The organism is Curvibacter sp. EU05-FHT14A10 (assembly GCF_058791075.1).
In genome coordinates this window covers 246,753-273,171 of the sequence record NZ_JBYTDE010000003.1, presented here as the reverse complement: position 1 = coordinate 273,171, position 26,419 = coordinate 246,753, and the positions used below count along the sequence as shown (strand labels likewise).

23 protein-coding genes and 1 tRNA gene are annotated in these 26,419 nt (G+C 63.9%); 14 read left to right on the top strand and 10 right to left on the bottom strand.

Annotated elements, in window-relative coordinates:
* Nucleotides 1–60 precede the first annotated feature (60 nt).
* Nucleotides 61–2,382 (bottom strand): type IV pilus assembly protein FimV, encoded by a 2,322-nt coding sequence (locus AC3WUT_RS07240; RefSeq protein ID WP_492346394.1) that lies wholly within the window; start codon nucleotides 2,380–2,382, stop codon nucleotides 61–63.
* A gap of 70 nt (nucleotides 2,383–2,452) precedes the next feature.
* On the opposite strand from AC3WUT_RS07240, the gene AC3WUT_RS07235 reads away from it, so the two are divergent.
* From AC3WUT_RS07235 to AC3WUT_RS07215, 5 genes are all read left to right on the top strand, one after another.
* Nucleotides 2,453–3,973, top strand: a complete 1,521-nt coding sequence (locus AC3WUT_RS07235; RefSeq protein WP_492346393.1) for a 3-hydroxyacyl-CoA dehydrogenase — start codon at nucleotides 2,453–2,455, stop codon at nucleotides 3,971–3,973.
* Between the two features lie 29 nt (nucleotides 3,974–4,002).
* Complete coding sequence (locus AC3WUT_RS07230; protein WP_492346392.1) at nucleotides 4,003–4,779, top strand: oxepin-CoA hydrolase, alternative type; 777 nt, start codon at nucleotides 4,003–4,005, stop codon at nucleotides 4,777–4,779.
* A gap of 371 nt (nucleotides 4,780–5,150) precedes the next feature.
* A complete protein-coding gene (locus tag AC3WUT_RS07225; RefSeq protein WP_027478639.1) occupies nucleotides 5,151–5,870 on the top strand; it encodes a Crp/Fnr family transcriptional regulator in 720 nt (239 codons plus the stop codon).
* Between the two features lie 45 nt (nucleotides 5,871–5,915).
* Nucleotides 5,916–7,007: a phosphotransferase family protein gene (locus AC3WUT_RS07220; protein ID WP_492346391.1), complete on the top strand. Its 1,092-nt coding sequence runs from the start codon at nucleotides 5,916–5,918 to the stop codon at nucleotides 7,005–7,007.
* A 95-nt stretch (nucleotides 7,008–7,102) separates the two neighbouring features.
* The gene (locus tag AC3WUT_RS07215; RefSeq protein ID WP_492346390.1) at nucleotides 7,103–8,377 is read left to right on the top strand and encodes an acyl-CoA dehydrogenase family protein; all 1,275 of its coding nucleotides are present in this window, start codon (nucleotides 7,103–7,105) and stop codon (nucleotides 8,375–8,377) included.
* Here AC3WUT_RS07215 and AC3WUT_RS07210 read toward each other — a convergent pair.
* Entirely contained in the window at nucleotides 8,361–9,023 is a 663-nt protein-coding gene (locus tag AC3WUT_RS07210; RefSeq protein ID WP_492346389.1) for a hypothetical protein, read from the bottom strand. The two genes, AC3WUT_RS07215 and AC3WUT_RS07210, sit on opposite strands and share 17 nt — an antisense overlap.
* Before the next feature lie 375 nt (nucleotides 9,024–9,398).
* On the opposite strand from AC3WUT_RS07210, the gene AC3WUT_RS07205 reads away from it, so the two are divergent.
* The 7 genes from AC3WUT_RS07205 to mobA all read left to right on the top strand — a co-directional run bounded on the left by AC3WUT_RS07205 (nucleotide 9,399) and on the right by mobA (nucleotide 16,189).
* Nucleotides 9,399–10,541, top strand: a complete 1,143-nt coding sequence (locus AC3WUT_RS07205) for a GGDEF domain-containing protein (protein ID WP_492346388.1) — start codon at nucleotides 9,399–9,401, stop codon at nucleotides 10,539–10,541.
* Between the two features lie 470 nt (nucleotides 10,542–11,011).
* Nucleotides 11,012–11,088 (top strand) — tRNA-Arg (locus AC3WUT_RS07200).
* Between the two features lie 149 nt (nucleotides 11,089–11,237).
* Nucleotides 11,238–11,429 (top strand): hypothetical protein, encoded by a 192-nt coding sequence (locus tag AC3WUT_RS07195; protein ID WP_492346387.1) that lies wholly within the window; start codon nucleotides 11,238–11,240, stop codon nucleotides 11,427–11,429.
* Between the two features lie 464 nt (nucleotides 11,430–11,893).
* Nucleotides 11,894–13,327 carry an aldehyde dehydrogenase family protein gene (locus AC3WUT_RS07190; RefSeq protein ID WP_492346386.1) on the top strand — a complete coding sequence of 478 codons (1,434 nt, stop codon included), beginning with the start codon at nucleotides 11,894–11,896 and terminating at the stop codon, nucleotides 13,325–13,327.
* A gap of 101 nt (nucleotides 13,328–13,428) precedes the next feature.
* Nucleotides 13,429–14,190 (top strand): SDR family oxidoreductase, encoded by a 762-nt coding sequence (locus tag AC3WUT_RS07185; protein WP_492346385.1) that lies wholly within the window; start codon nucleotides 13,429–13,431, stop codon nucleotides 14,188–14,190.
* Nucleotides 14,191–14,320: 130 nt separating this feature from the next.
* Nucleotides 14,321–15,499 (top strand): GTP 3',8-cyclase MoaA, encoded by a 1,179-nt coding sequence (gene moaA, locus AC3WUT_RS07180; RefSeq protein ID WP_492346384.1) that lies wholly within the window; start codon nucleotides 14,321–14,323, stop codon nucleotides 15,497–15,499.
* Between the two features lie 12 nt (nucleotides 15,500–15,511).
* Complete coding sequence (gene mobA / locus AC3WUT_RS07175; protein ID WP_492346383.1) at nucleotides 15,512–16,189, top strand: molybdenum cofactor guanylyltransferase MobA; 678 nt, start codon at nucleotides 15,512–15,514, stop codon at nucleotides 16,187–16,189.
* A 17-nt stretch (nucleotides 16,190–16,206) separates the two neighbouring features.
* On the opposite strand, the gene AC3WUT_RS07170 is transcribed toward mobA, so the two are convergent.
* The 3 genes from AC3WUT_RS07170 to AC3WUT_RS07160 form a co-directional block, all read right to left on the bottom strand.
* Complete coding sequence (locus AC3WUT_RS07170) at nucleotides 16,207–17,310, bottom strand: serine hydrolase domain-containing protein (RefSeq protein WP_492346382.1); 1,104 nt, start codon at nucleotides 17,308–17,310, stop codon at nucleotides 16,207–16,209.
* 137 nt (nucleotides 17,311–17,447) lie between these two features.
* Nucleotides 17,448–17,897 (bottom strand): ribonuclease HI, encoded by a 450-nt coding sequence (rnhA, locus tag AC3WUT_RS07165; protein ID WP_027478648.1) that lies wholly within the window; start codon nucleotides 17,895–17,897, stop codon nucleotides 17,448–17,450.
* Between the two features lie 3 nt (nucleotides 17,898–17,900).
* Nucleotides 17,901–18,713 (bottom strand): class I SAM-dependent methyltransferase, encoded by an 813-nt coding sequence (locus AC3WUT_RS07160; RefSeq protein ID WP_492346381.1) that lies wholly within the window; start codon nucleotides 18,711–18,713, stop codon nucleotides 17,901–17,903.
* 146 nt (nucleotides 18,714–18,859) lie between these two features.
* Between AC3WUT_RS07160 and gloB the strand changes: the two genes are divergently transcribed.
* Entirely contained in the window at nucleotides 18,860–19,654 is a 795-nt protein-coding gene (gene gloB / locus AC3WUT_RS07155) for a hydroxyacylglutathione hydrolase (protein ID WP_492346380.1), read from the top strand.
* The gene (locus AC3WUT_RS07150; protein ID WP_492346379.1) at nucleotides 19,651–21,252 is read left to right on the top strand and encodes a transglycosylase SLT domain-containing protein; all 1,602 of its coding nucleotides are present in this window, start codon (nucleotides 19,651–19,653) and stop codon (nucleotides 21,250–21,252) included. Before gloB ends, AC3WUT_RS07150 begins: the two co-directional genes overlap by 4 nt.
* Nucleotides 21,253–21,324: 72 nt before the next feature.
* Here the strand turns inward: AC3WUT_RS07150 and AC3WUT_RS07145 are convergent, their stop codons facing one another.
* From AC3WUT_RS07145 to dnaX, 5 genes are all read right to left on the bottom strand, one after another.
* On the bottom strand, nucleotides 21,325–22,374 hold the full coding sequence (locus tag AC3WUT_RS07145) for an ABC transporter substrate-binding protein (RefSeq protein WP_492346378.1): 1,050 nt from the start codon (nucleotides 22,372–22,374) through the stop codon (nucleotides 21,325–21,327).
* 161 nt (nucleotides 22,375–22,535) lie between these two features.
* Nucleotides 22,536–22,958 (bottom strand): MAPEG family protein, encoded by a 423-nt coding sequence (locus tag AC3WUT_RS07140; RefSeq protein WP_492346377.1) that lies wholly within the window; start codon nucleotides 22,956–22,958, stop codon nucleotides 22,536–22,538.
* A gap of 152 nt (nucleotides 22,959–23,110) precedes the next feature.
* Nucleotides 23,111–23,704, bottom strand: coding sequence for a recombination mediator RecR (gene recR, locus AC3WUT_RS07135; RefSeq protein ID WP_492346376.1), 594 nt, complete (start codon nucleotides 23,702–23,704; stop codon nucleotides 23,111–23,113).
* 46 nt (nucleotides 23,705–23,750) lie between these two features.
* A complete protein-coding gene (locus tag AC3WUT_RS07130) occupies nucleotides 23,751–24,083 on the bottom strand; it encodes a YbaB/EbfC family nucleoid-associated protein (RefSeq protein ID WP_027478655.1) in 333 nt (110 codons plus the stop codon).
* Between the two features lie 76 nt (nucleotides 24,084–24,159).
* The gene (gene dnaX / locus AC3WUT_RS07125; protein WP_492346375.1) at nucleotides 24,160–26,370 is read right to left on the bottom strand and encodes a DNA polymerase III subunit gamma/tau; all 2,211 of its coding nucleotides are present in this window, start codon (nucleotides 26,368–26,370) and stop codon (nucleotides 24,160–24,162) included.
* Nucleotides 26,371–26,419 lie beyond the last annotated feature (49 nt).

Sequence of the window (26,419 nt, the reverse complement as noted above, 5' to 3'; positions counted from 1 at the left end):
GCTCTTGAATGCACCCCGGCTGGGCCACAGAGTCTTGCCTGGAGCGGCCACTGCGCCGCTTCAAAGTTTGTTGGATTTCGAAATCGACTTGGCAAGATCGGCCTCGAACAAGTCGAAATCGATCAGATTGCTGTCTTCGATGACTGTTGATTCCACTGGCATGGACGCGGGCAGGCGATCCAGTTCGGCAAGCGCAGTCCCGTCAAGCGTGAAGTCCAAGGGAGAGTCCAACGGCGAGTCAAGCGGCGAATCAAAAGGAGAATCCAGCGGCGAGCTCAACTCTGCCGTTCGAGCGACTGCGCTGTCCGCTTTGCCAAGCTCTTCGACGCGCACCTCAGTCGGCGCCCTGGGCGGCGCCAGAGCCGCCTCCATGTCGCTGAGGTCCAGGTCGAGGTTCATCAAGCTGTCAGGGCCTGAAGACTGGGTGGAAGGGCCAAAACCCGAGATGGGATCTACAGGCATGAATTCCGCCGGAATCTGCCCAGGCGCCGCACCGAATTGAGAGTCGCGCACGGTCTGGAACGCTGTCGACAAGTCGCCAGACTGCAGGCGCGGACTGCTGACACCCGAGGCCCCATCACTTCGCGCTTCCTGATCCAGTTGACGAGCCACGGACTGCAGCACGAGCAGGTCTTTGAAAGCATCCAGGTCAAAGAACTCGCCGATCGAGACGGCGTGCGCATGAAAGACGGCGTCCTCCACCGCCACCAAAGCCCCGGGGCTGCCCCACACCTTTTCCAGATAGGAAAGGGTGCGAGGGTAGGCCTCCAGGCCCTTGCCCGCCTTGGAGAAAGCACTGAAGGGCGGCACTTCGGCACTGAAGATCTGATTGAAACGCTCACGCAACCGGGCGTACTCCCCGGTGTGACTGAGTGTGTGGTGAATCTTGAGCAGATCGAGGTAAGCCAGAGGGGTGCTTTCTGGATACTGATCAATATAGGTTTGCAGAACGCCGATGGCTTCGTCGTATTGGCCGAGCGAAACGAAAAATTCAGCGTGCTGTTGCACATCAAACAGATCCAACGGCAGCTTGGAGCCCCCACCGGGCACTGGCACACCCACCAAATCTGTGGAGCCAGCGGGACGCAACTCCGATTTTAAGAAATCTGTGGGTGACGCCGCCGTCGCCTTGCCCATGCTCTCCAACCGTTGGAAGGCCGACTCACTCAAGTCCAGGTCGACATGAACGCCGGACATCGATGGCAGGAATGGCGGCTTGGCCACATCTGCCATGACCGGTCTGGCAGCCCCAGTCACCGGGGCTGGAGACGCCATGGCAGGCACCGGCTCCGGCAGCACCGACGCACCCGCCTCTGCCCCTTGATTCGACTTGAGCCCCGTCTGCCACCAGGGCGCCTTACCCTTTCGAGAGGCCTTGGCAACCCCCCCACTCGCTCGCGGCACGCCACCGCCTCGCTTCAGACGCAGGCCGGCATAAGCCCCAGCGCCGATCAGCAAAAGCACCAACCCACCCAGCCCGTACACCACGGGATTGGCGTAGCGCTCATCTTCCGCCTCTGCCAGACGACTCTTCAACTCGTTCAGTTGGGCCTGAGCCTGCCTGTCCACCGACTTGAGACGCTTGTTCTCGGCCTCCAATCGCACGCGATCATCCGTGTCTGAAAGAATCTGCTCCAGCGATCGATTCAGCGAGGCCCATGCAGCCAGGGCCTGCGCACGCTGCGGCGAAGCCCCCTCTTGCGGCACCATGCTGAGCATGGGCGAAGGCTTCAAGCCGACGACGCGCTCGACCGAATCCGCAGGGGAATCCAATTTGAGGCGAGCCTTGGCCACCGGAGGCGCCGAGGCCACCTTCCCAGCAGACGGCTTGGCAGGCTCGTGACGCGCTGCCCGCACGACACGCTCCCCGGTCTTGCCCGCTGCTGTATCGCGGACGCCACGGGCCTCGCTTGGCACCAATTGGGCGGGTATCGCGATAGCGTCGGAGGCTTTGGGCAGCGGCACGGGCGAAGCCGTGGCTGGGGACGCACCCACCGAAGCCGCCGCACGAGGATCCTGCGGCAGCTCGGTCAACAACACATAGCGGCGGGTGACCTGTTGATCACAGTTCGCCGTCAAAGTCACAGTGACCACGGGCTCGTCAACAGGGACATTGGATCGAAGGCGCACCACACGCTCGCCGGCGCTACCAGAAATCGCCAGCGTCACACGGGAGCCATCAATGCGGGTATCACCTTGGGCCAGTTGGGCACGCAGGCAACCAGCATCGACATCCTCGCCGGATTCGAGTTTCAATTCAAAGGCCAGCGAAAGCGCCTGCCCCAGCACAGCGTTGCCGCGCACGCCCCCCAGACTGAGAGCAAAACTGCTACCAGCCAGCGCCAACAAAGGCACCCCGACGAAAATATTACGTATTTTCACAATTTCGTGTTTGCTTTATCGCAGATTCTGGCACAAGGCTTCTAGTCCCCAAGCAAGGGATAATTCATTCATGAAAATAATTTACCAAAGCGTTGCAATCGTGGGCAGTGGCGCCATGGGACGAGGCATTGCACAGATTGCAGCCCAGGCTGGCAGTCAAGTGTATTTGTTCGATGCCAAACAAGGTGCGGCCAGTTCTGCCCGTCAAGAAATCAACAGCCAATGGGAAAAGCTGTCGGCCAAGGGCCGTATCAGCCCGGACCAACTGCAGCAATATCAGAGCCAGTTGCACGTGGCTGAAAGCCTGTCGGCATTGGCTGGCTGTCAGTTGGTCGTCGAAGCCATCGTCGAAAACCTCGAAGCCAAACGTGCCCTGTTTCGAGACCTGGAATCCGTGGTGAGCGCCGAGTGCGTGCTCGCCAGCAACACATCCTCTCTCTCGATCACGGCAATTGCAGCCGCCTGCGCCCGGCCTGAGCGGGTGGCTGGCTACCACTTCTTCAACCCTGTTCCGCTGATGAAAGTGGTTGAAGTGATTGCAGGGCTGGCCACGGCGCAGCCCACCTGCACGGCACTCAGCGACTACGCGCGCCAGATGGGGCACACCCCAGTGACCGCTCAAGACACCCCTGGCTTCATCGTCAACCATGCCGGCCGCGGCTACGGTACCGAGGCCCTGCGCATCGTGTCGGAAGGTGTGGCTGATTTCGCCACCATTGACCGCATTCTGAAAGACCAGGTCGGGTTCAAGTTGGGCCCATTTGAATTGCTGGACCTCACAGCCCTCGACGTCTCGCATCCGGTGATGGAGTCGATCTACCGCCAATATTACGAAGAGGCACGCTACCGCCCCAGCGTCATCACCGCACAGCGGCTCGCGGGCGGCATGCTGGGTCGCAAGACTGGCCAGGGGTTTTACCGCTACGAAGGCCAACAGGCGCAGTGGCCGCCAGAGCCCCCCGTGCCCCAGGTTCCAGAGATGCCCCCCGTGTGGGTTTCGAGCCGCGCCGCGCGCCGGGCCGAGTTGTACCAACTGCTCAAGGACCTGGGTGCTGCGATCGAAACCGGCACGTCACCCTCTCCCCAGGCACTCACCCTGGTGGCCCCGCTGGGCTTCGACGTGACCACGGTGGCCGTGGTGGAGCGCCTGGACCCAAGCCGCACCGTGGGCATCGACATGCTGGTGGACGATGCCAGCACCAAGCGCCGGGTATTGGCCACCAACCCGGCCACTCGAGCCGATATGCGCGATGCAGCGCATGCGCTGTTCGCTCGTGACGGCAAGGCGGTGAGCGTGATTCGCGACAGTGGCGGTTTTGTCACCCAACGGGTGGTCGCCACCATCATCAACATCGCCACGGACATCTGCCAGCAAGGCATCTGCAGCCCACGCGACCTGGAACTGGCCGTCACACTGGGTCTGGGTTACCCCATGGGCCCGCTCGCCATGGGGGACCGCTATGGCCCCACCAATGTGCTGGAGGTGCTTTTCAACATGCAGACCGTGTACGGCGATCAGCGCTACCGGCCCAGCCCCTGGCTGCGACGCCGCGGCGCCATCGGCCTGAGCTTGAGCCACGTCGAACACTGAGCCCTCGAACGCCACAACACCACTGAACCATGCCCGCCGAACTGCAAAGCACCAGCCAGGGTCAGACCCTGATCCTGACCCTGCACAATCCCGAGTTCCGCAACGCACTGGGGCCAGAGATGTATGCGGCCGGTGTCGAAGCCCTCAATGTGGCCGAGCGCAGCGCGGACGTGCGCTCAGTGGTCATCACGGGGTCTGGGCCCTGGTTCTGTGCCGGGGGCAATCTGCAGCGCCTGCAGGCCAACCGCCTACAGGCACCGGCCGTGCAGGCCGAAAGCATCGAAGGCTTGCACACCTGGATAGAGGCCATCCGACTCTTCCCAAAGCCGATCCTCGCGGCCGTCGAAGGAGCCGCAGCAGGCGCCGGTTTTTCATTGGCCCTGGCCTGTGATTTCGTGCTGGCGGCGCGCGACGCCCAGTTTGTGATGGCCTACAGCACGATTGGCCTTTCGCCCGACGGCGGCGGCAGCTGGAGCCTCGCCCGGGCCTTGCCGCGGCAACTTGTCACGGAGTTGCTGATGTTCGGCAACCGCATCTCAGCCAGCGCACTTCACCAACATGGCCTGGTGAACCATGTCAGCGAACCAGGCCAGGCGCTGCAGGATGCGCTTCAATGGGCCGAGCGCCTCAACGCACGTGCCCCCAATGCACTGGCCAGCATCAAAGACCTGATCAACGAGGCCGGTCAAGACACATTGACCCACCATCTAGACCTCGAACGCGACCACTTTGTCCGCAACCTGCACCACGTCAATGCGGGCATTGGCATTGAGGCCCTTCTGAACAAGACCACGCCGCGTTACTGATTGCAAGGTTACTGATCGCAAGATTACTGATCGCCACGCTGCCTGGCACGACGTGACTGATCAGCCTTGACTGATGGCGCCGCCAACGGCCTTGCGCCTGAGCCTGCGCCTGGGCCTGCACTCGCCACGCGTGATCACCCCTGGGCCTGGCGAGCCAACGCAGTCCACCGTCCGCACTGACCGCCCCGCAGGCGCAGGCAGACGGTGGTTCGCGCCCGTACGAAAGCCGGGATTCGCGAACCGGATCGGATGAGGCAAGCAAGCCGTCCTGAATGCCCCGTCCGCTCAGACACGCAGGTGACAACCCTGTGGGATCACGCCGGTCCCAGACGCGACAATGAACCTGTTTTCAGTCACGCAAAAGACAGGCCATGGACGACCCGATTCTTAATATCGAAGAACGTGAAGCGATCAACTCAGGTCGCTGGTTCTCATCCCTTTCACCCTCACTCCGGCACGACATACTCCGATGCGCATACGTGAAGCGATACCGCGACGGCGAGCTGATTGCAGCACGGGGCGACCCACCGGAAGAGTGGATTGCCTGTGCCAAGGGCGCGGTGCGAGTGAGCTCCACCTCGATCTCGGGCAAGCAGATCACGCTGACCTATGTCGAGCCCGGGATCTGGTTTGGCGACGTGGCCATCTTCGACGGCGATCGGCGCACCCACGATGCCTACGCGCATGGAGACACCACCATCCTGTGTGTGGCCAAGGCCGACTTCAAGAAGATCCTGGCCATGCACGTCGAGCTCTACGAAGCCATGCTGAGACTGCATGCGCGGCGCATTCGGCAATTGTTCGGCCTGGTGGAAGACCTCAACACCCTGCCCTTGCGTGCGCGTCTGGCCAAGCAATTGGTGCATCTGGTTCGCAGCTACGGTGTGCCCAGCCTGTCGGATGGTCGCGAAATGCGCATCAGCCTGCATCTGGCCCAGGAAGAGTTGGCCCAGTTGCTGGGGGCCTCGCGTCAGCGCGTCAACCAGGAACTGAAAGCCATGGAGCGCGAAGACGCGATCCGCATCGAACCAGGAGGCTTGATCGTGCGTGACCGCGATGCGTTGATGCGCATCGCCGACAGCGACCTCTGATTCAGCCACCCTGCCCCTGAAACCCAAAGAGACAAACACCAGCCCATGAGCAACTACGAACACTTTGTCGGCACGCGCCCCGTGACAGAACAGCATGCCATCGACACTGCGGCCCTGTCGCAATGGTTGAGCCAGCACCTGCCCGGTTTTGAAGGCCCGCTGAGCGTCGAGATGTTCAAGGGCGGGCAGTCCAACCCCACCTACAAACTGGTCACGCCCAAGCGCTCCTATGTGATGCGCGCCAAGCCGGGCCCGGTGGCCAAGTTGCTGCCCTCGGCGCATGCCATCGAACGCGAATTCGCCGTGATGACGGGCTTGGCCGGCACCGACGTGCCGGTGGCGCAGATGCACTGCCTCTGCGAAGACGAATCCATCATCGGCCGCGCCTTCTACGTCATGGAATTTGTCGATGGCCGCGTGATGTGGGACCAGTCTCTGCCCGGCATGACGCCTGCGCAGCGCCGCGACATCTACCTGGAAATGAACCGCGTGATCGCGGCCTTGCACACGGTCAAGTTTGCCGACCGCGGCTTGGCCGGCTATGGCAAGCCAGGCAACTATTTCGAGCGCCAGATCGGCCGCTGGAGCAAACAATACGTCGCCTCCATCACCCAACCCATCCCCGAGATGGACCAGTTGATGGCCTGGCTGCCCGCCAACATCCCGGCCGCGGCCCGGGATGAGCGCATGGTGTCCATCGTGCATGGCGACTACCGGCTCGACAACTTGATGTTCCACCCCACCGAGCCACGCGTTCTGGCCGTGCTTGACTGGGAGCTCTCCACCCTGGGCCATCCCTTGGCCGACTTCAGCTACCACTGCATGGCCTGGCACATCCCGCCCGGCTCGTTCCGCGGCATTGGAGGGCTGGACGTTCAAAGCCTGGGTATTCCGACCGAAGACGAATACATCCGCCTCTACTGCGAGCGCACCGGCATCACCACCCCCGAAGCACTCAAGGCCGACTGGAACTTCTACCTGGCCTACAACCTGTTCCGCATCGCAGCCATCCTGCAGGGCATCGCCAAGCGCGTGGAGACCGGCACCGCCTCCAGCGCCCAGGCCGTCAGTTCGGCAGCCGGGGCCCACCCCCTGGCCCAGATGGCATGGCAATTTGCGCAACGTGCAGGCGGCTGAAGCCTCTCGCCCCCGCAGACACGGCCACCCCATTTTTTCGTTCTTTCCACAAGAAGCCCCCGGCACAGCGCCAATCAATCCAACAGGAGAAGCACATGGACTTTGACTATTCACCGAAAACCAAGGAACTCCAGGCACGGCTGAAGCAGTTCATGGCCGAGTACATTTACCCGTCCGAGGGCGCTTACCACGCCGAACTGGAAGCCAACACGGCCGCGGGCAAGCGCTGGTCAGCGCTGAAGACCATCGAAGACCTCAAGCCCAAAGCCCAGGCGGCTGGTCTGTGGAACCTGTTCCTGCCCGTCGACACGGCGGACGCCTCGGGCTACAAGGGTGCCGGCCTCACCAACCAGGAATACGCACCGCTGGCCGAAATCATGGGTGCGGTGCCCTGGGCCAGCGAAGTGTTCAACTGCTCTGCCCCCGACACAGGCAACATGGAAACCATTGCCCGTTACGGCTCGTCAGAGATCCGCGAGCGCTGGCTCAAGCCGCTGCTCGAAGGCAAGATCCGCTCTGCCTTTGCCATGACAGAACCCGATGTGGCCTCCAGTGACGCCACCAACATCGAAACCCGCATTGAACGCCAGGGCGACGAGTACGTCATCAATGGCCGCAAATGGTGGATTTCAGGGGCTGCCGATCCGCGCTGCGCCGTCTTCATCACCATGGGCAAAACCGATCCGGAAGCTCCCCGCCACTCTCAGCAGAGCATGGTGGTCGTGCCAGCCGACGCGCCCGGCATCAAGATCCTACGTCCGCTCAATGTGTTCGGCTACGACGATGCCCCGCACGGCCACGTCGAGATGACGTTTGAGAACGTGCGTGTACCAGTGGGCAACATCCTGCTGGGTGAAGGCCGCGGCTTCGAGATCGCCCAGGGCCGCCTTGGCCCCGGACGCATCCACCACTGCATGCGCCTGATCGGCCTGGCCGAGCGCGCACTTGAGCTGATGTGCCGTCGCGCCTCGGCCCGCACCGCCTTCGGCAAGACCGTGGCGCAACAGACCGTGACCCAGGAGCGCATCGCCGAAGCCCGCTGCAAGATCGACATGGCGCGCCTGCTCACGCTGAAGGCAGCCTGGATGATGGACGTGGCCGGCAACAAGGTGGCCAAGACCGAAATTGCCATGATCAAGGTCGTGGCCCCCAGCATGGCCTGCCAGGTCATCGACTGGGCCATGCAGGTGCATGGCGGCGGCGGCATGTGCGACGACTTCCCGCTCGCCTACGCTTACGCAGGGGCACGTACCCTGCGCTTCGCAGACGGTCCGGACGAGGTGCACCGCAACGCCATCGCCAAGCTTGAACTGGGCAAGTACGCCGCCCGCCCTGTCGAAGTTGAAATGCCGATCACACGAGGCTGCTGAGCCCGAAACCGGCAAAGACCTGCGCCCGGTTGGCAGCCAACCGGGCCAGTTCCAATGTGCGTGACAACTGCTGCACATGGGGGCGATCATGCTCGGTGCGCAGGTACAGACAACCGCGCGTCAGCATCATGACCAAAGGGACAGAGCGCTCATCCGTCCCCTCCCAGGCCAGCAAGTCCGCCGTGAGGGGCCCCTCCAGCCAGCACTGGGCCTCCTCCCGACGATCGCCGAGCACGGCGTAGCGTGCCCAAAGCTCTGGCGCCATCGTGGTCCACCCGAGCTCGCCAAACAGTGCCAGCCATCGGCTTTCTTCGTGCAACTTCAGCTTTCCTGTCGTTCGCACCTTGTCGGTGTAACCCTCGTAAGCCTGCTGCTCAAGACGGGTTTTCAACCATCGGCTCATCACCATCAAAGACAAGCTGTCCGGCAGATCCAGATTCATGCGCAGACGCAATTCATGGCCACGCAGGTAGTCACGCCTGGGCGGCATGCTCTCCATGCGCAAGGCCATTCCGCTGAGACGCCCGGTCCAGATCAGGCGGTCCTCGCTGCGGATGGCCTCGAAAGCCAGGCCTTCACGCTTGGCCCAAGCCCCCAGGGCAACGGAATGATCGGGCTTCAAGAACTTTGACAGGCGCTCCAGCATGGCAACTCAAATTCACTGAAAGATGAATTATTTGCCAGAAGTTGATCTGCCTGAAGCATCCAGCGAACCGCTGCCGCAACAAAGACACGGAACTCGGCACTGAATCGCGCCCGGGTTACCCCCCCTCAGGAGTTGGACACGTGCGGATGGAAATGGAGACCGGCGCCCGGCTCTCCAATCACGCTGCCAACCTCGGCGAGAGCGACGTAGAACTGGACGACGCACGATGGACCCTGGGCCCAAAGCGTTGACAACCAGGCCAAGGCCCCCCTTTATTGCAGCCACAAAGTCACACCTGTTCAATAACATGGTGCAGACATCGCAGCCACGCGTCTCCAACTGCCCACTACTTGAGCTTTTGCCGGCCAATTGCCAATGCTTCATCTCTCCGTTGACTTGCCAACCGTGCTGCTGTTGCAGGTGTCGTCGTTACTGGCAGGCGCCATGGGCCTATTCAATTTGCGCAGCCGCAGCCAACGCCATCCTGGACTCGGTTTTCTTGCATCCTGCTTTCTGTTGCTGGGCGCCGGCGGTGTTATCGCGGCCATGGGCGAACTCAATGTCTTGCCTCACGCGCTATGGACTCACCTCTCCCTGGCAATCGGTTGCGGGGGATACGCACTGATGTGGCTGGGGGCATCTGAATTGAGCGGCGGCCCCTGGCGTCGTTATCAACGGCTGGTGGCGTCGACTCCGGTGGGATGGATCCTTATCGGCCTGATCACCCAGTTTCCGCTGACCAACACACCGCGCGCGGCGGCATTTCATTTCAATGCCAGCTTCTTCCTGATCGGGTCAGCCGTCATCATCTGGCGAGACCGTCATACCGATCCGCTGCGTTCCAGATGGCTGCTGAGCTTGACCATGCTGAGCAGTGGCGTTGTCTATGGCGTGATGGCCGTGGGCATGCTTAGCCACGGGGCCGAAGAGCTGCCGATCGCAGAGGCATTTTTTCTGCAGATCATTTTCAATTTTTGCATCGTCTTGTGGATCATGTCCCTTGTGAACGAGCGCACTGAGTCCAAGCTCCGCCACGCCACAGAAACCGACGAACTCACTGGTGTAGGCAATCGGCGTTTCCTGACAAGTCGTCTGCCTGAATTGGCACATGTGGGATGGGCCCTCGCGGTGCTTGATTTGGACCATTTCAAGCGGATCAATGACGCTCATGGTCACGACGTCGGGGATCGTGTTCTGGCGTCCTCGGCCACCGTGCTCAAAGCTGAGCTGCGTGACTGCGACACGCTGGTTCGCCTTGGTGGTGAAGAATTCGCGGTTGTCCTGCCTGAAGTCAGCAAGGACAACGCCCTCGCTGTCGCCGAACGTCTTCGCCGCGCAGTCGCGGCACAAACAATCGAGACAGGTGCGGCGGGCCATTGCACGGTGACTGCCAGCATCGGGTTGGTCTGGGTCGACACACACGGCCAGCCTTGGAGCCATTGGCTCAATCTAGCCGACCTCGCCTGCTACGAAGCGAAGCATCGTCAACGCAACTGCGTCGTTTTGCATGCAGCATGAGCTTGCCCCCCCTGGGGGCCGGCGCGTGCAACTCGATCTTCATTTGTGCTGCGCCACCCACCGGCGATTCCCGTACCGCAGGGGCTCATCTCGCCCAATGTCGCATCGAGCCGGGAAGGGCTCTGGAGCCCTGTTCAGTCCAGAATCGCCTGCCGTGCTTGTTCTCTGGTCGCGAAGCTTGATTTCCATGCAAAGCGAACCCATCGCCGATGGCGACCCTCTCCACTCGCCAAGGGAGGGCCGAGGCCAAGACGCAGGCGCCAGGGGGGCAGACTGCGGCCGACCTCTTGGGGCACGCCAGCGTGTTCACGACGAGGCGACACCATCTGCGTCGAGGCAAGATCGTGGGCCCGACCAAGTAGCAAATCGTGCCAGTTTCAAGGGCATAATCCGGTGCGCGCCGGAACTCTTTCCGATGCGCGTCGGAATGCGCTACAACAAACATAGCGCGAAACGCAGTATTCATGCGGCTGCCCGTAGCTCAGTTGGATAGAGCAACAGCCTTCTAAGCTGTGGGTCACAGGTTCGATTCCTGTCGGGCAGGCCAATCATCCAATGACCAGGCCAACGGGTTCAGGGTTTGAGCCTCGACGCGGCGTGTGCACCAGGCCAGTGCGAAGTCTCGCAGCGGCGGCCGCCTTACATTTCTTATCAAAGAGACACTTGAAGTTGGCGCCTGGCGGACCAGAATGACGCATGGACTCATCAGATGCTCAGTTGCGCCAATTGCGTCTGGCCGTGCACGATGCGCTCGCCGGGCTGGACGAATTGATCTTGCTGCTCAAAATTGCCCAACGCACGCCCGAAGCCCAGGAGGCCGAAGCCCTTACCCGCCAGACACTCGCCCTGACTCTGTCTGACGGCCGTCAAAAAAATAATAAAACATAATCAATTCAGTATTGAATTAACAGCCTGCCCCTCTGCAACGGGCGGTCTTTACTGAACTTTCGCCTGCCTCAAAAATTTCTCAAAAAAACTGTCAACCAAGTCTGCGGGCCTTTCGTTGTAGCTCCATCCACGGAGATTTCAAATGAATTCCAGCTTCGCCAAACAACCTGTCAACGCCTGGCCCCACGACGATCGCGATCGCAAGCGCAGCCCTCAGCGTTGACCCCTGGCCAGGGGAGCCCTCTTCCCCCAATGGCCCAATCCCCACGACACCTCCCAAAAGCGCCTTGATAGGCGCTTTTTGTCGTTGATTCATTGACCTTGCTGCACCGCAACAGCGTCTTCCCGCAACCATCGCTCACCGGCATTCGCGATGGCTGCCGCCCCCAAGCGCGAGGGCTGGGGTGTCCCCGCTCCGTCACGCCCCTGATGTAGGAATTGCTACATTGACGCAAAATGCCGGGATGCAACTCAACTTCATCGCCAACGCATCGGTGCCCAGTTCTTCGGGCAAAACCCTGCCAGTGATCGATCCCTCGGACGGGCAGGTCTTTGATCATCTTCAACGCAGCAACGCCCAGGACATCGACGACGCCGTCCGGGCCGCACGCCAGTGTTACGACACGGTCTGGGGCAAGCTGAGTGCCGCTGAACGTGGGCGCCTGCTGATGCGCCTGTCGGTCAAGGTGGGAGAACATGCCGATGAACTGGCAGCCCTGGAACAACGCGATTGCGGCAAGCCCACCAAGCAGGCACGGGCCGATGCCCTGGCCCTGGTGCGCTATTTCGAGTTCTACGCCGGCGCAGCCGACAAGTTTCACGGCGAAACCATTCCCTACCAAGATGGTTACAGCGTGCTCACCTGGCGTGAGCCACACGGCGTGACCGGCCACGTGATTCCCTGGAACTACCCGATGCAGATCTTTGGCCGCAGCGTGGGCGGTGCTCTGGCGGCGGGCAATGTGTGCGTGGTCAAGCCGGCCGAAGACGCTTGTCTGTCGCTGATCCGGGTGGCCCAATTGGCCGCCGAGGTGGGGTTTCCGGCCGGCGCTCTGAACATCGTCACGGGCTACGGCCACGAGGTGGGTGACGCCCTGGCGCGCCACCCGGGCATCGACCACATCAGCTTCACAGGCAGTCCCAAGGTGGGCACGCTGATCCAGCAGGTGGCCGCCGAGCGCCATTGCCCGGTCACCCTGGAACTGGGCGGCAAGAGCCCTCAGATCATTTTTGAAGATGCCGACCTGGACGCCGCCGTGCCGGTGATCATCAATGCGATCGTTCAGAACGCGGGTCAGACCTGCTCGGCGGGCTCGCGCGTGCTGATCCAGGACAGCATCTACGAGCCCCTGCTGGAACGCCTGGGCCACGCCTTTGAGGCCCTGCGCGTGGGTCCGGCCCACCTGGATCTGGATGTCGGTCCCTTGATTCGCCAGACCCAGCAGCAGCGGGTCTGGGATTTTCTGTCCGATGCCCAGGTGGCCGGCATCTCGATGGTGGCGCAGGGCCGGGTGGTTGAAGAAGCACCTGAAACCGGCTACTACCAGGCCCCCACCCTGTTGCGTGATGTGCCGGTGGATCACCGCCTGGCCCAGGAAGAGGTCTTCGGCCCCGTGCTGGCCGCCATGCGCTTTCGCGATGAAGACCATGCCGTGGAACTGGCCAACGCCACCCACTTCGGGCTGGTGGCCGGGGTCTGGACACGCGATGGCGGGCGCCAGTTCCGCATGGCCAAGCGCCTGCGCTGTGGCCAGGTGTTCATCAACAACTATGGTGCCGGCGGAGGTGTCGAGCTGCCCTTCGGCGGGGTCAAGTCCTCGGGTTACGGCCGTGAAAAAGGCTTCGAGGCCCTCTATGGCTTCACCACCCTGAAGACCGTCGCCATTCGCCACGGTTAAGGCCCCCTCAGTTCATTTCATCTCAGGTTTTCTTCGCCCAGCGGCGGTAGACCGGCCCATCCGGCCGATCCCGCCGCAGCAGCCCCCTCTGGAGACTTTTCATGCGTGTGAATCAAAAATCGATCATCGTGACAGGCGCCGGCAACGGCATCGGTGAAGGCATTGCCAAGCGCCTGGCCGCTGAAGGCGCCCGAGTGCTGGTCAACGACATCAACGAGGCCGGCGGCCAACGGGTGGTGGCCGAGATCACCGCTGCAGGCGGCACCGCCGCATTCTTCAAGGCGGACGTCACACGCTCGGACGAGGTCAAGGCCCTGGTGGACGAAGCAGTTCGCCTCTACGGCAAGCTGGACGCCATGGTGAACAACGCCGGCTGGACCCACCGCAATCGCCCCGCCCTGGAAGTGTCGGAGGAAGAATTCGACCGCTGCTTCTCCATCAACGTGAAGAGCATCTACCTGGCCACCTTGCACGCCACGCCTGTGTTCCGCGCCCATGGGGGTGGCAGCTTCATCAACATCGCCTCGACCGCGGGTGTGCGTCCCCGCCCAGGGCTGACCTGGTACAACGGCTCCAAGGGTGCCGTCATCACCATCAGCAAGTCGCTCGCCGCGGAGTTGGGGCCGGACAACATCCGGGTGAACTGCATCAACCCCGTGTTCAACCCCGATACCGGGCTGGCCGCCGAATTCGCCGGTGGCCCGGTCGATGACGCCCGGCGCGCCAAATTTCTGGCCACCATCCCGCTGGGCCGGTTCTCGACGGCACTCGACGTCGCCAACGCCGCCCTGTACCTGGCCTCGGACGACGCTGCCTTCATCTCCGGCGTCTGTATCGAAGTGGACGGCGCCCGCTGCGTCTGATCTGCCAGCCGGCCCAACCGGCCTCATGGATTTCCCCCATGAGGCCCGTCGGGGCTCTGCTTCTGGTGTACCGTTGCGCGCATGACCGGGGTGCTTGATCAAAGGGCACCCGACCGCTCCCCCTGCCCGCATGACAGAACGATCCCCCTCCCCGTCCGTCCCTCGCATCATCCCTGTGGCCGACTGGCGCCAGCCAGGACCGCGGGGCGCCGAAACCCAGCCGCTGATCCCGGCGCAGGGTCAGCTTCATGATCGCCTGCACCGCCCCTTGCGGGATTTGCGCATCAGCGTGACCGATCGGTGCAACTTCCGTTGCAGCTACTGCATGCCCAAGGAAGTGTTCGACAAAAACTACCCCTACCTGCCCCATGCCTCCCTGCTGAGCTTCGAGGAGATCACGCGCGTGGCCGAGCAATTCCTGGCCCACGGCGTGCGCAAGATCCGGCTGACCGGCGGTGAGCCCCTGCTGCGCAAGAACCTCGAACACCTGATCGAGATGCTCGCCGCACTGCGCACCCCCGATGGGCTGCCCCCCGACCTCACCCTGACCACCAACGGCTCGCTGCTGGCGCGCAAGGCCCAGGCGCTGCGCCAGGCCGGCCTGCAGCGTGTCACCGTCAGCCTCGATGGCCTGGACGACGCGGTGTTCCGCCGCATGAACGATGTGGATTTCCCGGTGGCCGATGTGCTGGCGGGCATTGAAGCCGCCCGTGATGCCGGCCTGGGTGTGCAAGGCGGATTGAAAGTGAACATGGTGGTCAAACGTGGCACCAACGAGCACGAGATCCTGCCCATGGCGCGCTACTTCCGTGGCCGAGGCGTGACCCTGCGCTTCATTGAGTACATGGACGTGGGTGCAACCAACGGCTGGTGCATGGACGAAGTGCTGCCCTCGGCCCAGGTGATCGACCTGCTGAAGACCGAGTTCCCTCTGGTGCCGCTCGAAGCGGCTGCCCCAGGCGAAACCGCCCAACGCTGGGGCCATGCCAACCCGGCGGGCGAGTGGGATCCCGCCCTGGGCGAGGTCGGCGTGATCAGCAGCGTCACCCAGGCCTTTTGCCACGACTGCAACCGAGCCCGCCTGTCCACCGAAGGCCAAATCTACCTGTGCCTGTTTGCCACCCAGGGTCACGATCTGCGGGGCCTGCTGCGCAACGGTGCCAGTGATGCCGAGCTGGCCTCAGCCATTGGCCACATCTGGCAAGGCCGCAGTGATCGCTACTCTGAACTGCGCGCCAGTCTGCCTGCCGAAGCCTCGGCACCGGCCAACGTCAGTCGCCGCGTCGAGATGAGTTACATCGGCGGTTGACGCCGCCCTGTCATGGCTTTCCATTCAAGCGACATTCAGGCCCCGATCGGGCCAGAGCAAATCACTGGACTGGTCCTGGCCGGGGGTCTGGGCCAGCGCATGGGCCAAGAAAAAGGCCTGGTGTCACTGCAAGGCCAGGCCCTGGCCTGGCATGCCCTGCAGCGCCTGCGCCCCCAGGTGGGCCCGTTGGCCCTGAACGCCAACCGCCAGTTGGCGCAATACCAGGCCCTGGGTGTTCCTGTCTGGGCCGATGCACCAGCCGATGAGCCGCAAGGCCCGCTGGCTGGCATGCTCTGCGGTCTGCGCCATTGCCAGACCGATTGGCTGCTGACAGTGCCCTGCGATGTGCCCAATTTTCCGCACGATCTCGCTGATCGGCTGGTGCAGGCCCTGGGCTCACCGCCCAAAGCCTTGGCCACGGTGCGGGCCTTTACCCCTGATGAAGGCGCTGCCGGCACACCGCCAGCGACATCCCAGGGCCGCCCTGGCCCCTGGCGTCAGCCGGTGTTCTGTCTGCTGCATCGCAGTCTGGAAGGCGATCTGGCCCAGTGGTTGCATGAAGGCGGGCGCAAGGTAGGTGCCTGGCTGGGGCGACACACCCCAGGCGAGGCCGTGTTTGATCGGCCGCAGGATCAGCCGAGCGACTTCACCAACGTCAACACCCCGGCAGAGCTGGCCCGCCTGGCCTGAACCAGCCGGCCGCCCGGTCAAGCCTGAGGCGTCTGACGGGCCAGAGCGGCCACCAGCGGCTTGTCAACACGCCCCAGCAATCCCTCATCACGCAAACCCGCGCGGTTGAGCAGCAGCACGCTCACCGCCTGCAAACGCGGGTACACGCGCCACTCGCCGTAATGCCCCACACCCCCGCCTGCGTGCCCACACCAGTGCTGCCCTTCCAGCCAGCCAGTGAAACCGCCCAGGCTTCGCGCCGGCCCCACCATGGGCACCGAATCAAACAAACCTGAGGGGCAGCCGCTGCTGGCCAGCGCTTGACGCCCCAGCAGACCTTGCAAGCTGGCCGCCACACCAGCGGCATTGCCGATCAAACCGCTGCAGGCTTGGGCATCGGCCTGATGGTGCTCCAATCGCACCCAGGCGCTGCTCACCCCTGCCACAAAACGGTCCCGGTCGAGCATCCAGGCCAACACGGGGTTCAACCATCCCCAGCGAGGCAAGGTGCCCCGGGCGTGGTGGGCAGGATCGGGGCGATCAAAGCTCAGATGGCCGCTCGCCAAGGCCTCGCCGCCCAGCAAGCCCTGCGCCTGCAGATAGCCCGGCAAGGTCTGCCGGCTGACCGCGCGAAGCACCTGCCCCAACCACAGATGGCCGATCGGCGAGTAACGGTACGCACCGCCTGGCGAACGCACCGGTCGCCCGTGCTCCAACAGCAAGGCTTCGGCCACCTTGGGCGGATCAAAACTGTCGCGGCCCAGGTGAATCCAGGCCAGGGGATTGGGGTTGGCAAACCCCGCCGTGTGCAACAAGGCCTGGCGAACGGTCGCGCCGCCCAACTCAACGTGCTCGGGCAGGTAGGCTTGCAAGGGTTCGTCCAGGGCCAGCAGCCCGGTCTGCACGCCACGCAACACCGCAGCGGCTGTCCACAGCTGGGTGGCCGAATGCAAGTTGAAGCGGTGGCTCGCCTGCAAGACCTCGCCCGTGCCGGGATCGGCCAGGCCCGCCTGAAAGGACAACAAGGCCTGGGGCCCCTGCATGAACAGGTACTGCACGCCCGGGCTGTTGCCCGCCGTCAGCAGCGTCTGCAATGAATGGCGCGCGGCCTCAACCGCCGGCGCCTGCGGATCGACATCCATCTCCCTCACTCCCAAAGCATCGGGCCAGGCCCGTGGGCCACAGGATACGGCGCCTCATGGGCCGCTGGCCATACGCCTCCGGGGGCGTTGCTGCCAGACGACGCCGTCAAACCACTGTCACCCGGCATGCAGGGCACTCAGCGCCGGCCCAGGGCCTTTTCGACCCCCATGTTGGCCAGTGCGTCGGCGCGCTCATTGCCCGGATCGCCGGCATGCCCTTTCACCCAACGCCACTCGATCTGGTGACCACCGGTGGACACCAGCGCGTCCAGACGCTGCCACAACTCTGCGTTCTTCACAGGCTGCTTGGCAGCGGTCTTCCAGCCCTTGGCTTTCCAGCCGTGGATCCATTCGGTGATGCCCTTGCGCACATATTCGCTGTCCAGGAACAAGGTGACCTGGCAGGGCCGCTTGAGCGCCGTCAGCGCCTCGATCACAGCCATCATCTCCATGCGGTTGTTGGTGGTACCCAATTCACCACCAAACAATTCTTTTTCGAAGCTGCCCGATTTCAGCAACACGCCCCAGCCACCGGGGCCAGGGTTGCCCTTGCAGGCGCCATCGGTATAGATCACAACATGGTTCAAAACTCAAAATCCTTCTGATTCAAAACGAGATACCGACGGCTGGCCAGCCGCCTGGGTGGGTTGGTGATGCTGGCGGTTCACGGCGGGCACTGACACTCCCGCCGGGCGACGTGAGGTCTTCCAGGCTGGCCCCAGCAGGCGCATGCCCCGTACGCGCTTGACGGCCACCAAGCAATAGGCCGCGCCGAAAATCGGCCACCAGCGCGGGCCGGCTCGGTCCATCCATTCAAACCGACGCAGCCACTGGTCGCTGTCGACCGCAGGCCGGTAACAGCCGAAGTCGGCCTCTTCGACCTCAAAACTCAACAGCCGCAGCCAATCCCGCAGCCGAAGGTAGCCCAGAAAATCCCCCGCGCCTGGCAGGTACAACTGCCCGCAGCCAAAGCGTTGATACAGGTGCTCGCGCCGTTGCCGCGCCCCCCAGAGGCTGGTCGGGTTGAAGCAGCAGATCACAACCCGCCCCTCCGGTACCAGCACCCGGGCCACCTCGCGCAAAGTGGTGTGCGGGTCGTGCGACACCTCCAGTGTGTGGGGCAATACCACCAGATCAAGACTGGCCTCCGGAAAAGGCAGCGCTGCAAAATCTGTCACCAGGGCTGCGCGCAGGCCACCCGGGGCGGCTTGTACCGCGGCGCTGTCAACGGCCAGCCACTGGTGCGGCATGCGGTTGCGCCGCAGGGCATCCAGCTCGGGCAGACCCAGCTGCAAGCTGTGGTAGCCAAAAATATCAGCCACCGCCGCATCGATGCGCGCCTGCTCCCAGGCCATCAGGTAGCGCCCGGGCGGGGTCTGAAACCATTCGTGAAGCGACTGCATGAGCGGGCTGAAAATGCGAAACTCGGCGGCTTGGGCACGCGGGTCGGTGCCGTGAAACCCGGAACAGACGCACCGGGGACAAGCCCCAGAGCATAGCGCCTGCCATCCCCCTGCCAGCTCCTCAACTTTCTATAATCCGCCCGTCCATGACCACACATCTCATTCCCCTGCCGGCTTTTGCGGACAACTACATCTGGCTGCTGCACGACGGTCGGCGGGCACTGGTGGTCGATCCGGGCGATGCCCAGCCCGTGCTGGACGCCCTGGCTGGTCACCCCGGCCTCCAGCTGGAGGCCATTTTGCTGACCCACCACCATGCCGATCACACCGGCGGTGTGGCCGCCTTGCAGGCCCAGACCGGCGCCCGCGTGCTGGGCCCCGCAGGCGAAAAATTGCCCGAGCCCGTCACCCGGCTGAACACGGGTGACCGCCTGGAGGCCGCCGGCTATGATTTTCAGGTGATTGGCGTACCCGGCCACACGGCGGGGCACATTGCCTACTACCTGGAGCGCCCTGGCAGCGAACCGTCAGGCCCCCTGCTCTTTTGTGGCGACACCCTGTTCTCGGGCGGCTGCGGTCGCCTGTTTGAAGGCACCCCGGCCCAGATGCTGGCGTCGCTGGACCGTCTGAGCGCCTTGCCAGGCGACACCCGGGTGTGCTGCGCCCACGAGTACACCCTGTCGAACCTGCGTTTTGCGCTGGCCGTCGAACCCCACAACCAGGCCCTGGTCGATCACCAGGCCCAATGCATCGCACGGCGTGCTCGGCACGAACCCACCCTGCCGTCCACCATCGCTCTGGAGCAATCCATCAACCCCTTCCTGCGCTCGCGCCTGCCCTCGGTGATCGAGGCCGTGCAAGCTCAGGCCCCAGACACCTCCGGCGCCGACGACGCCGCCGTGTTCGCGCAACTGCGCGAATGGAAAAACGAATTCAAATGAAATTGCTCACCGCGGCCTGCCTGGCCGCCCTGTTGTGGCTGACCGGCTGTGCCAGCGCACCCAACCCCAACCCGGCCAGCCCGGAGGCAACCGCCTCCAGCACGACCAGCGCTGCCACCCGACCGTCCGCGCCCCGCTCCCCCATGACCATGACGCTGGGGGGAGCCAACCCCTTGCAACCGATTGCTGCGGCCGAAGCGTACTCGCGCCCCGTAGCGCAGTTGGCGGCACCATCCGACATCTGGGAGCGCATCCGGGCCGGCTTTGCCATGCCCGACCTCGAGACCGACCTCGTGCACGACCGGGAGCAGTGGTATACCGCACGGCCCGACTACCTCAACCGCATGACCGAGCGTTCGCGCAAGTACCTCTTCCACATCGTCGAAGAACTTGAGCGCCGTGGCATGCCCACCGAACTGGCCCTGCTGCCCTACATCGAAAGTGCCTTCAACCCGCAGGCAGTCTCATCGGCGAAGGCTGCCGGCATGTGGCAGTTCATGCCCGCCACCGGAACCACCTTCGACCTCAAGCAAAACGTTTTTCGCGATGACCGGCGCGACGTGCTGGCCTCCACCCGGGCTGCGCTCGATTACCTGCAAAAGCTCTACAACATGTTTGGCGACTGGCACCTCGCCCTGGCTGCCTACAACTGGGGCGAAGGCAGCGTGGCACGGGCCATCGCGCGCAACCAGAAGCAAGGCCTGGGCACCCGCTACGTCGACCTGAGCATGCCCAACGAAACCCGTTATTACGTGCCCAAGCTGCAGGCCGTGAAAAACATCGTGGCCAACCCGGAGTTGTTCCGCGCCGAACTGGCCCTGATCCCCAACCACCCTTATTTCGAAACGGTGGACATCCCGGGCGATATCGACGTCGCCCTGGCCGCCAAGCTGGCCGAGGTGCCGCTGGACGACTTCAAGGCGCTCAACCCTTCGGTGCACCGCCCTGTGATTCTCGCGGCTGGCACGCCGCAGATTCTGCTGCCCTGGGACAACGCCACCATCTTCAAGCGCAACCTTGAGACCTACCACGAGCGCCTGGCCACCTGGACAGCCTGGACGGCCCCCAGCACCATGTCGGTGGCTTCGGCCGCCCAACGCGTGGGCATGAGCGAGTACGACCTGCGCAACGTGAACAACATCCCGCCCCGCATGTTGATCAAGGCGGGTTCAGCGCTGATCGTGCCGCGGCTGGGCGCACTCGACAACGACGTGGGCAGCCTCGTTGCCGATGCCGGCCAACTGGCACTGGCGCCCGAAATCACCACCCGCCGCACGGTCGTCAAGGCCGGCCGCAAAGACACCGTGCTCAGCATCGCCCAGCGCTACAAGCTCACCGTCGGGCAAGTGGCCGATTGGAACGACACCAAGACCTCGGCCGCCTTCAAGGTGGGCCAGTCGGTGATCGTGTACCTGCCCTACCAGCCACGCACCACGAGCTTCGCCAGCCACAGTGGCTCGGCCAGCCATGCGAAGAGCCCGCCCTCGCGCGCCGCGGTGTCCAACACCAGCAGCCGGCCCACACGCCAGCCAGCACGCAGTGCGACGGCACCCAGCCGGGGCACGCCAGCAGCAGCCTCATCCCGCCACAAGCGCTGAGCCACTTGCAGCCTTCAGCACGGCGCCAACGACGCCAGGCAGCCTGTTGCTTGAATGCCTTGGCGACCGCCTTCAGGCCTTGAGCAGGTCTTTGGCCCGCCGGGCAAATTCGTTGGTGTAGAGGCGTGTGAGTTCCGTGCGTTCAGGGAGGATCGAGGGATCCACCGCCGCCAGGGCTCGCAACGCGGTGCGAGGGCCGTCGTCCGACACCAGCCCATCGGGTGAGATGGCCTCACGCATCTTGCCAAAAGCCGCGAGATACAGCGCCCGGTCGCCCAGCAGGTAGCTCTCGGGCACCGCTTGCAACAGGTCGGACGGGCCGGCCGTCTGCAACCACTTCAGCGCCCGGACCATCGCATAGGTCATGGCTTGCACCGTGCGCGGGTTCTTCTGGATGAAGGCCACAGGGGCAAACAGACACCCGGCCGGCATGGGGCCACCAAACACCTCGGCGCTGCCACGCAGGGTGCGGGTGTCGGCCACCACGTGCACCTCGTTCTTCTGGGTCAGCATCGTCATCACGGGGTCCACGCTGCTCAGCGCGTCAATGCTGCCCGAGCGCAAGGCGGCGAGCGCGCTGCTGCCCACCCCCACCGCCACCGTGTTGATGTCGGCCATGGGCAGGCCGGCACGGGCCAACAGCAGGCGGCAGACCGTGTCGGTGGACGAACCAGGGGTGGACACCCCGATGCGACGCCCGCGCAGATCCGCCAGGCCCTTGTAGCGCGGCAAGGTGCGGTGCGACACCCCCACCACCACCTGTGGGGCCCGCCCCTGCAGCACAAAGGCCTTGACGGGCAGGCCACGGCTTTGCAGGCGCAACGTGTGCTCGAAGGCGCCTGAGCAAATGTCGGCTCCGCCATCGACAAAGGCCTGCAGGGCCCGGGCACCGCCCTGGAAATCAAGAATCTGTACGTCCAGGCCTTCGGCCTTGAAATACCCCAGTTGCTCAGCGATGGTCAGCGGCAGGTAATAGAACGTGGCCTTGCCACCCACCGCAATCGACACCGTGCTGCGCTCCGGCGCGGCCTGGGCCCGCAACAGCGGGGTGGCCAAAGCCGTGGCCGCCAGCGTCAGAACGCCGCCGAACACACGGCGGTTCAGCCCCAGGGGCGGCCTCATCCTGAAATCTCCTCACGGGGCTGGTAACGCTTCAACATACGACGGAATGAAAAAAATACCCGCATCGGATTCACGCCGTGCGGGTTGGGACCACAGTGTGCCATCTGCCTGTGTCACGGCCATTTCAAGACCGTAGCAAGTGCGCTGTTCTGCCAGGGCATTCAGTGGTGACCGATGAAAAGAATCACCAGGTTCAACAACATCCCCACGGCCCAGGCCGCGCTGCGGGCACTGGAAAGACCACCGACATACATCGTGATGTAGAGGACGCGGGTCAGCACGTACAGAAAGGCCAGGATGTCGAGCAAGGTCTGTGCCGCGCCAAGCTGGTGCGCAATGATGACCGCCGCCATGAAAAACGGCAGGCCCTCGAAGCTGTTGGCCTGGGCTGCATTGGCCCGCGCCCGCCAGTCGGTCTGCCGGGCCATCCATTGACGAGGGTGGTCGTTGTCGTAACCGCCCTGGTTGCGAGGCTTGCCCAGCAAGCCCGACTTGGCAATGCCGGCACACACATAGGGAAGCAGCGCGGCCGCCAGCAGGCACCAGTAGGCGACCGTGAAACGGACGAAATGAAGAGTGTTCATGACAGAAATCTGATCTCGCGGGGCTGTCCCGTGGGCGCAAGGGCCTGCCATGGCCCAGGCATGGCGTGGCTCGGTAGAGCCTAGCCCCTCATTACATCACGGGTCGACAGGTGCCGAAGGCAGAAAGGACGCACTGGCGACTCCGGGGACCCTCAACGACGATCCGCCAGCGCGTGGGCAATGGTGCCCAGGTCGACGTATTCCAACTCGCTGCCCACCGGCACCCCGCGGGCCAGACGTGTCACCCGCAGTCCGCGGGTGCGCAGGCCCTCGCCCACCACATGGGCGGTGGCCTCACCTTCCGCAGTGAAATTGGTGGCCAGGATCACCTCTTGCACCACGCCATCACAGGCCCGCTGAAACAACAGATCGATCCCGATCTCATGGGGCCCGATGCCATCCAGCGGGCTGATGCGGCCCAGCAGCACAAAGTACAGGCCCTTGTAGGCCCCGGTGCGCTCCAGCGCAGCCTGGTCTGCCGGCGACTCGACCACGCACAGGCGTGTGGCATCGCGTGCCGGATCGAGGCAAGTGGCACACACCGGCTGCTGGGTGAAGGTGTGACAGCGCTCGCAATGGCGCATGCTGGCACTGGCCTCAAGCAGGGCATGGGCCAGCATCTGAGCGCCCTCACGGTCGTTTTGCAACAGGTGATAGGCCATGCGTGAGGCCGACTTGACGCCCACCCCGGGCAAGCGTCGCAACGCCTGCACCAGCGCGTCCAGCGAGTGCGTGTCCGAACTCATGGCCTCAGTGCCGCAATGCGGCCCAGCAAAGACAAGGCGGTGGATCTCAGAACGGGAACTTCATGCCGCCTGGCAGGCCAGGCATGCCGGCCGTGAGCTTGGACATCTTCTGCTCCGAGGTTTCCTCGGCCTTGCGCACGGCCGCATTGAAAGCCGCCGCCACCAGGTCTTCAAGCATGTCCTTGTCATCGGCCAGCAGGCTGGGGTCGATGGTGACGCGCTTGACGTCGTGCTTGCAGGTCATCAGCACCTTCACCAGGCCCGCGCCCGACTCACCTTCGACTTCGATGTGGGCGAGTTCTTCCTGGGCCTTCTTGAGGTTGTCCTGCATGGCCTGGGCCTGCTTCATGAGGCCGGCGAGTTGTCCCTTGTTGAACATGATCGGAAGTCTTTCTAGGAGAAGTGATTGAAGAAAAGAACAGAAAAATTCAAGGCCTCAGCAACCGTCGGCCCCATCAGGCCGACTTGATGCTGCCGGGCACGATTTTCGCGCCAAAGTCGCGCATGACCGATTGCACAAAAGGATCACCCAGGATGATCTCCTCGGCCAGCTTATGCCGCGCCGCCGCCGCCGCCGCATTGCGCCGCGCCGGGCTGTCGATCACCACCCCCAGCTCGACCGTGATCTGACTGGCCAGGCCGGCTTGTTGCAAGGCCTGGCGCAGGCGCTCACGGCTGTTGGGCTGGTTGAGCGACTCGCGCTCGACCCGCAACATCCAGTGCTGGCCATCCCGCGCCACCAGTTGGGACTGCAGCGCCAGCTCACGCACCAGGGCGGTGATCGCCTCGGCCGCCGCCAGCTGCTGCACCGTGGTGTGCCAGAACTCGCCGTCTTCGGTCGGGGTGAAGGTGGGGGCCACCCTGGAAGCTGCATGCACGTCGTAACGGGCCTGCGTGCGCTCACCCGGCTCGGGTTGCACGCGCACCGGCACGGCCATCAGCTCGGGAGGCGGTAAACCGGCCCCTGCGCCGGACGGCGAATCGCCGGGTTCACGGACGGGCAAGGACACACCGCGGGTCGGCACCGGGGTCACGGCCACCGAGCCATCGTCGGGCCACTCATCGGCCCACGGCGGCGGCCCGCCGGCATCGCCGTCGTCGGACGACTCGCTCCAACGGCCGTCCTGAGCCGTGGGCTCGGGGCTCGGCGCCGGCGCTGCGGCTTGCGCGGGCGGTGGCGACGGGGCCACTGGGGCTGCTGGGGCAATCGGGGCAATCGGGGCGCCAGGGGTTACAGACCTCACAGAGCCCGGCGTCATGCTCACCGGGGCCGGCCTGGGCAAAGACGGTGCCTCAGCCGCGGCGGTGCGAACGACAGGCTCGGACGATGGGGCTGGCGTGCTGGCCTGCACGGGGGCTGGCGCGACCACCCGCGGAGCCACAGCAGCGGCAGCCGGTGGTGCCGAAACAGGCGCAGCGAAAGGCGCGGAATCGGGTGAGGAAGCAGGCTTGGAAGCCACCACTGCGGGCGTCTGAACCGCCGCTGCAGCAGGCTCAGAGGCTGCCGACGCCGGTTTCAGAGTTTTTTTTTCAGCCAAGCCGGTTTCGCTGCGCGGGTGGCCTGTCTTGAAGGCCAGCAAACGCAGCAACACCATGGTCAAGGCCGCGTATTCATCGGGGGCCAGCCCCAGCTCGGCGCGGCCATGCAGACACATGCTGTAAAGCAACTGGGTCTCGTCAGGGGGCAGCAGCTCGGCCAGACGCGCGATCTCGCCCGCCTCAGGGTCGGTCGGGTCCAAGGCAGCAGCCATCTGCGGCACCGCCTGAAACACCGCCATGCGTTGCAGCACAGCGCTCATCTCTTCCAGCGTGGAGGCTGCCGACAAGCCATTCAGGCGCAGGGCATCGGTGGTCTCGACCACGCTGCGGCCATCGCTGGCCGCCAGGGCTGCGATCACGCGAAACACATGGCTGCGGTCCACACTGCCCAGCATCTGCCGCACGCCGGTTTCCAGCAATTCGCCACTGCCAAAGGCGATGGCCTGGTCCGTCAAGGACAGCGCGTCACGCATCGAGCCCCGGGCGGCCCTGGCCAGCAATCGCAAGGCGCCTTCTTCGGCAGGCACCGACTCCAGGGCCAACACCCGGGTGAGGTGCTCCAGCACCGTCTCGGGCGCCATGGGCCGCAGATTGAACTGCAGGCAACGCGAAAGCACCGTGACCGGCACCTTCTGTGGATCGGTGGTGGCCAGCACGAACTTGAGGTACTCGGGCGGCTCTTCAAGCGTCTTCAACATCGCGTTGAACGCGGTGTTGGTCAGCATGTGCACCTCGTCGATCATGAAGACCTTGAAGCGCCCCTGCACAGGTTTGTAGACCGCCTGCTCCAGCAAGGACTGAACCTCATCCACCCCCCGGTTGGAGGCCGCATCAAGCTCGGTGTAATCCACAAAGCGACCGCTGTCGATGTCGGTGCAAGCCTGACACACCCCGCAAGGCGTGTTGGTGATGCCCCCCTGCCCATCGGGGCCCACACAGTTGAGCGACTTGGCCAGGATGCGTGACACCGTGGTCTTGCCCACCCCACGGGTTCCCGTGAACAAGTAGGCATGGTGCAGGCGCTGGGTCTGCAAGGCGTTGCCCAGGGCTTGCACCACGTGCTCTTGCCCCACCATTTCCGTGAAATTGCGGGGGCGGTACTTTCGGGCGAGCACAAGATAGGACATGGGGTGAGATTCTATGTGCCCCGGCCAGCCCCTTGGCACCAGCCTCTTC

Excerpts from the sequence above, each read along its gene's own strand:
- AC3WUT_RS07150 (WP_492346379.1), top strand. The coding sequence starts at position 19,651 with ATGAAATTGCTCACCGCGGCCTGCCTGGCCGCCCTGTTGTGGCTGACC.
- AC3WUT_RS07225 (WP_027478639.1), top strand. The coding sequence starts at position 5,151 with ATGGACGACCCGATTCTTAATATCGAAGAACGTGAAGCGATCAACTCA.
- AC3WUT_RS07170 (WP_492346382.1), bottom strand. The coding sequence starts at position 17,310 with ATGGATGTCGATCCGCAGGCGCCGGCGGTTGAGGCCGCGCGCCATTCA.
- AC3WUT_RS07160 (WP_492346381.1), bottom strand. The coding sequence starts at position 18,713 with ATGCAGTCGCTTCACGAATGGTTTCAGACCCCGCCCGGGCGCTACCTG.
- AC3WUT_RS07210 (WP_492346389.1), bottom strand. The coding sequence starts at position 9,023 with ATGCTGGAGCGCCTGTCAAAGTTCTTGAAGCCCGATCATTCCGTTGCC.
- gloB (WP_492346380.1), top strand. The coding sequence starts at position 18,860 with ATGACCACACATCTCATTCCCCTGCCGGCTTTTGCGGACAACTACATC.
- recR (WP_492346376.1), bottom strand. The coding sequence starts at position 23,704 with ATGAGTTCGGACACGCACTCGCTGGACGCGCTGGTGCAGGCGTTGCGA.
- AC3WUT_RS07185 (WP_492346385.1), top strand. The coding sequence starts at position 13,429 with ATGCGTGTGAATCAAAAATCGATCATCGTGACAGGCGCCGGCAACGGC.
- AC3WUT_RS07215 (WP_492346390.1), top strand. The coding sequence starts at position 7,103 with ATGGACTTTGACTATTCACCGAAAACCAAGGAACTCCAGGCACGGCTG.
- mobA (WP_492346383.1), top strand. The coding sequence starts at position 15,512 with ATGGCTTTCCATTCAAGCGACATTCAGGCCCCGATCGGGCCAGAGCAA.
- AC3WUT_RS07190 (WP_492346386.1), top strand. The coding sequence starts at position 11,894 with ATGCAACTCAACTTCATCGCCAACGCATCGGTGCCCAGTTCTTCGGGC.
- AC3WUT_RS07195 (WP_492346387.1), top strand. The coding sequence starts at position 11,238 with ATGGACTCATCAGATGCTCAGTTGCGCCAATTGCGTCTGGCCGTGCAC.
- AC3WUT_RS07235 (WP_492346393.1), top strand. The coding sequence starts at position 2,453 with ATGAAAATAATTTACCAAAGCGTTGCAATCGTGGGCAGTGGCGCCATG.
- AC3WUT_RS07145 (WP_492346378.1), bottom strand. The coding sequence starts at position 22,374 with ATGAGGCCGCCCCTGGGGCTGAACCGCCGTGTGTTCGGCGGCGTTCTG.
- dnaX (WP_492346375.1), bottom strand. The coding sequence starts at position 26,370 with ATGTCCTATCTTGTGCTCGCCCGAAAGTACCGCCCCCGCAATTTCACG.
- AC3WUT_RS07130 (WP_027478655.1), bottom strand. The coding sequence starts at position 24,083 with ATGTTCAACAAGGGACAACTCGCCGGCCTCATGAAGCAGGCCCAGGCC.
- AC3WUT_RS07140 (WP_492346377.1), bottom strand. The coding sequence starts at position 22,958 with ATGAACACTCTTCATTTCGTCCGTTTCACGGTCGCCTACTGGTGCCTG.
- moaA (WP_492346384.1), top strand. The coding sequence starts at position 14,321 with ATGACAGAACGATCCCCCTCCCCGTCCGTCCCTCGCATCATCCCTGTG.
- AC3WUT_RS07220 (WP_492346391.1), top strand. The coding sequence starts at position 5,916 with ATGAGCAACTACGAACACTTTGTCGGCACGCGCCCCGTGACAGAACAG.
- AC3WUT_RS07205 (WP_492346388.1), top strand. The coding sequence starts at position 9,399 with ATGCTTCATCTCTCCGTTGACTTGCCAACCGTGCTGCTGTTGCAGGTG.
- AC3WUT_RS07230 (WP_492346392.1), top strand. The coding sequence starts at position 4,003 with ATGCCCGCCGAACTGCAAAGCACCAGCCAGGGTCAGACCCTGATCCTG.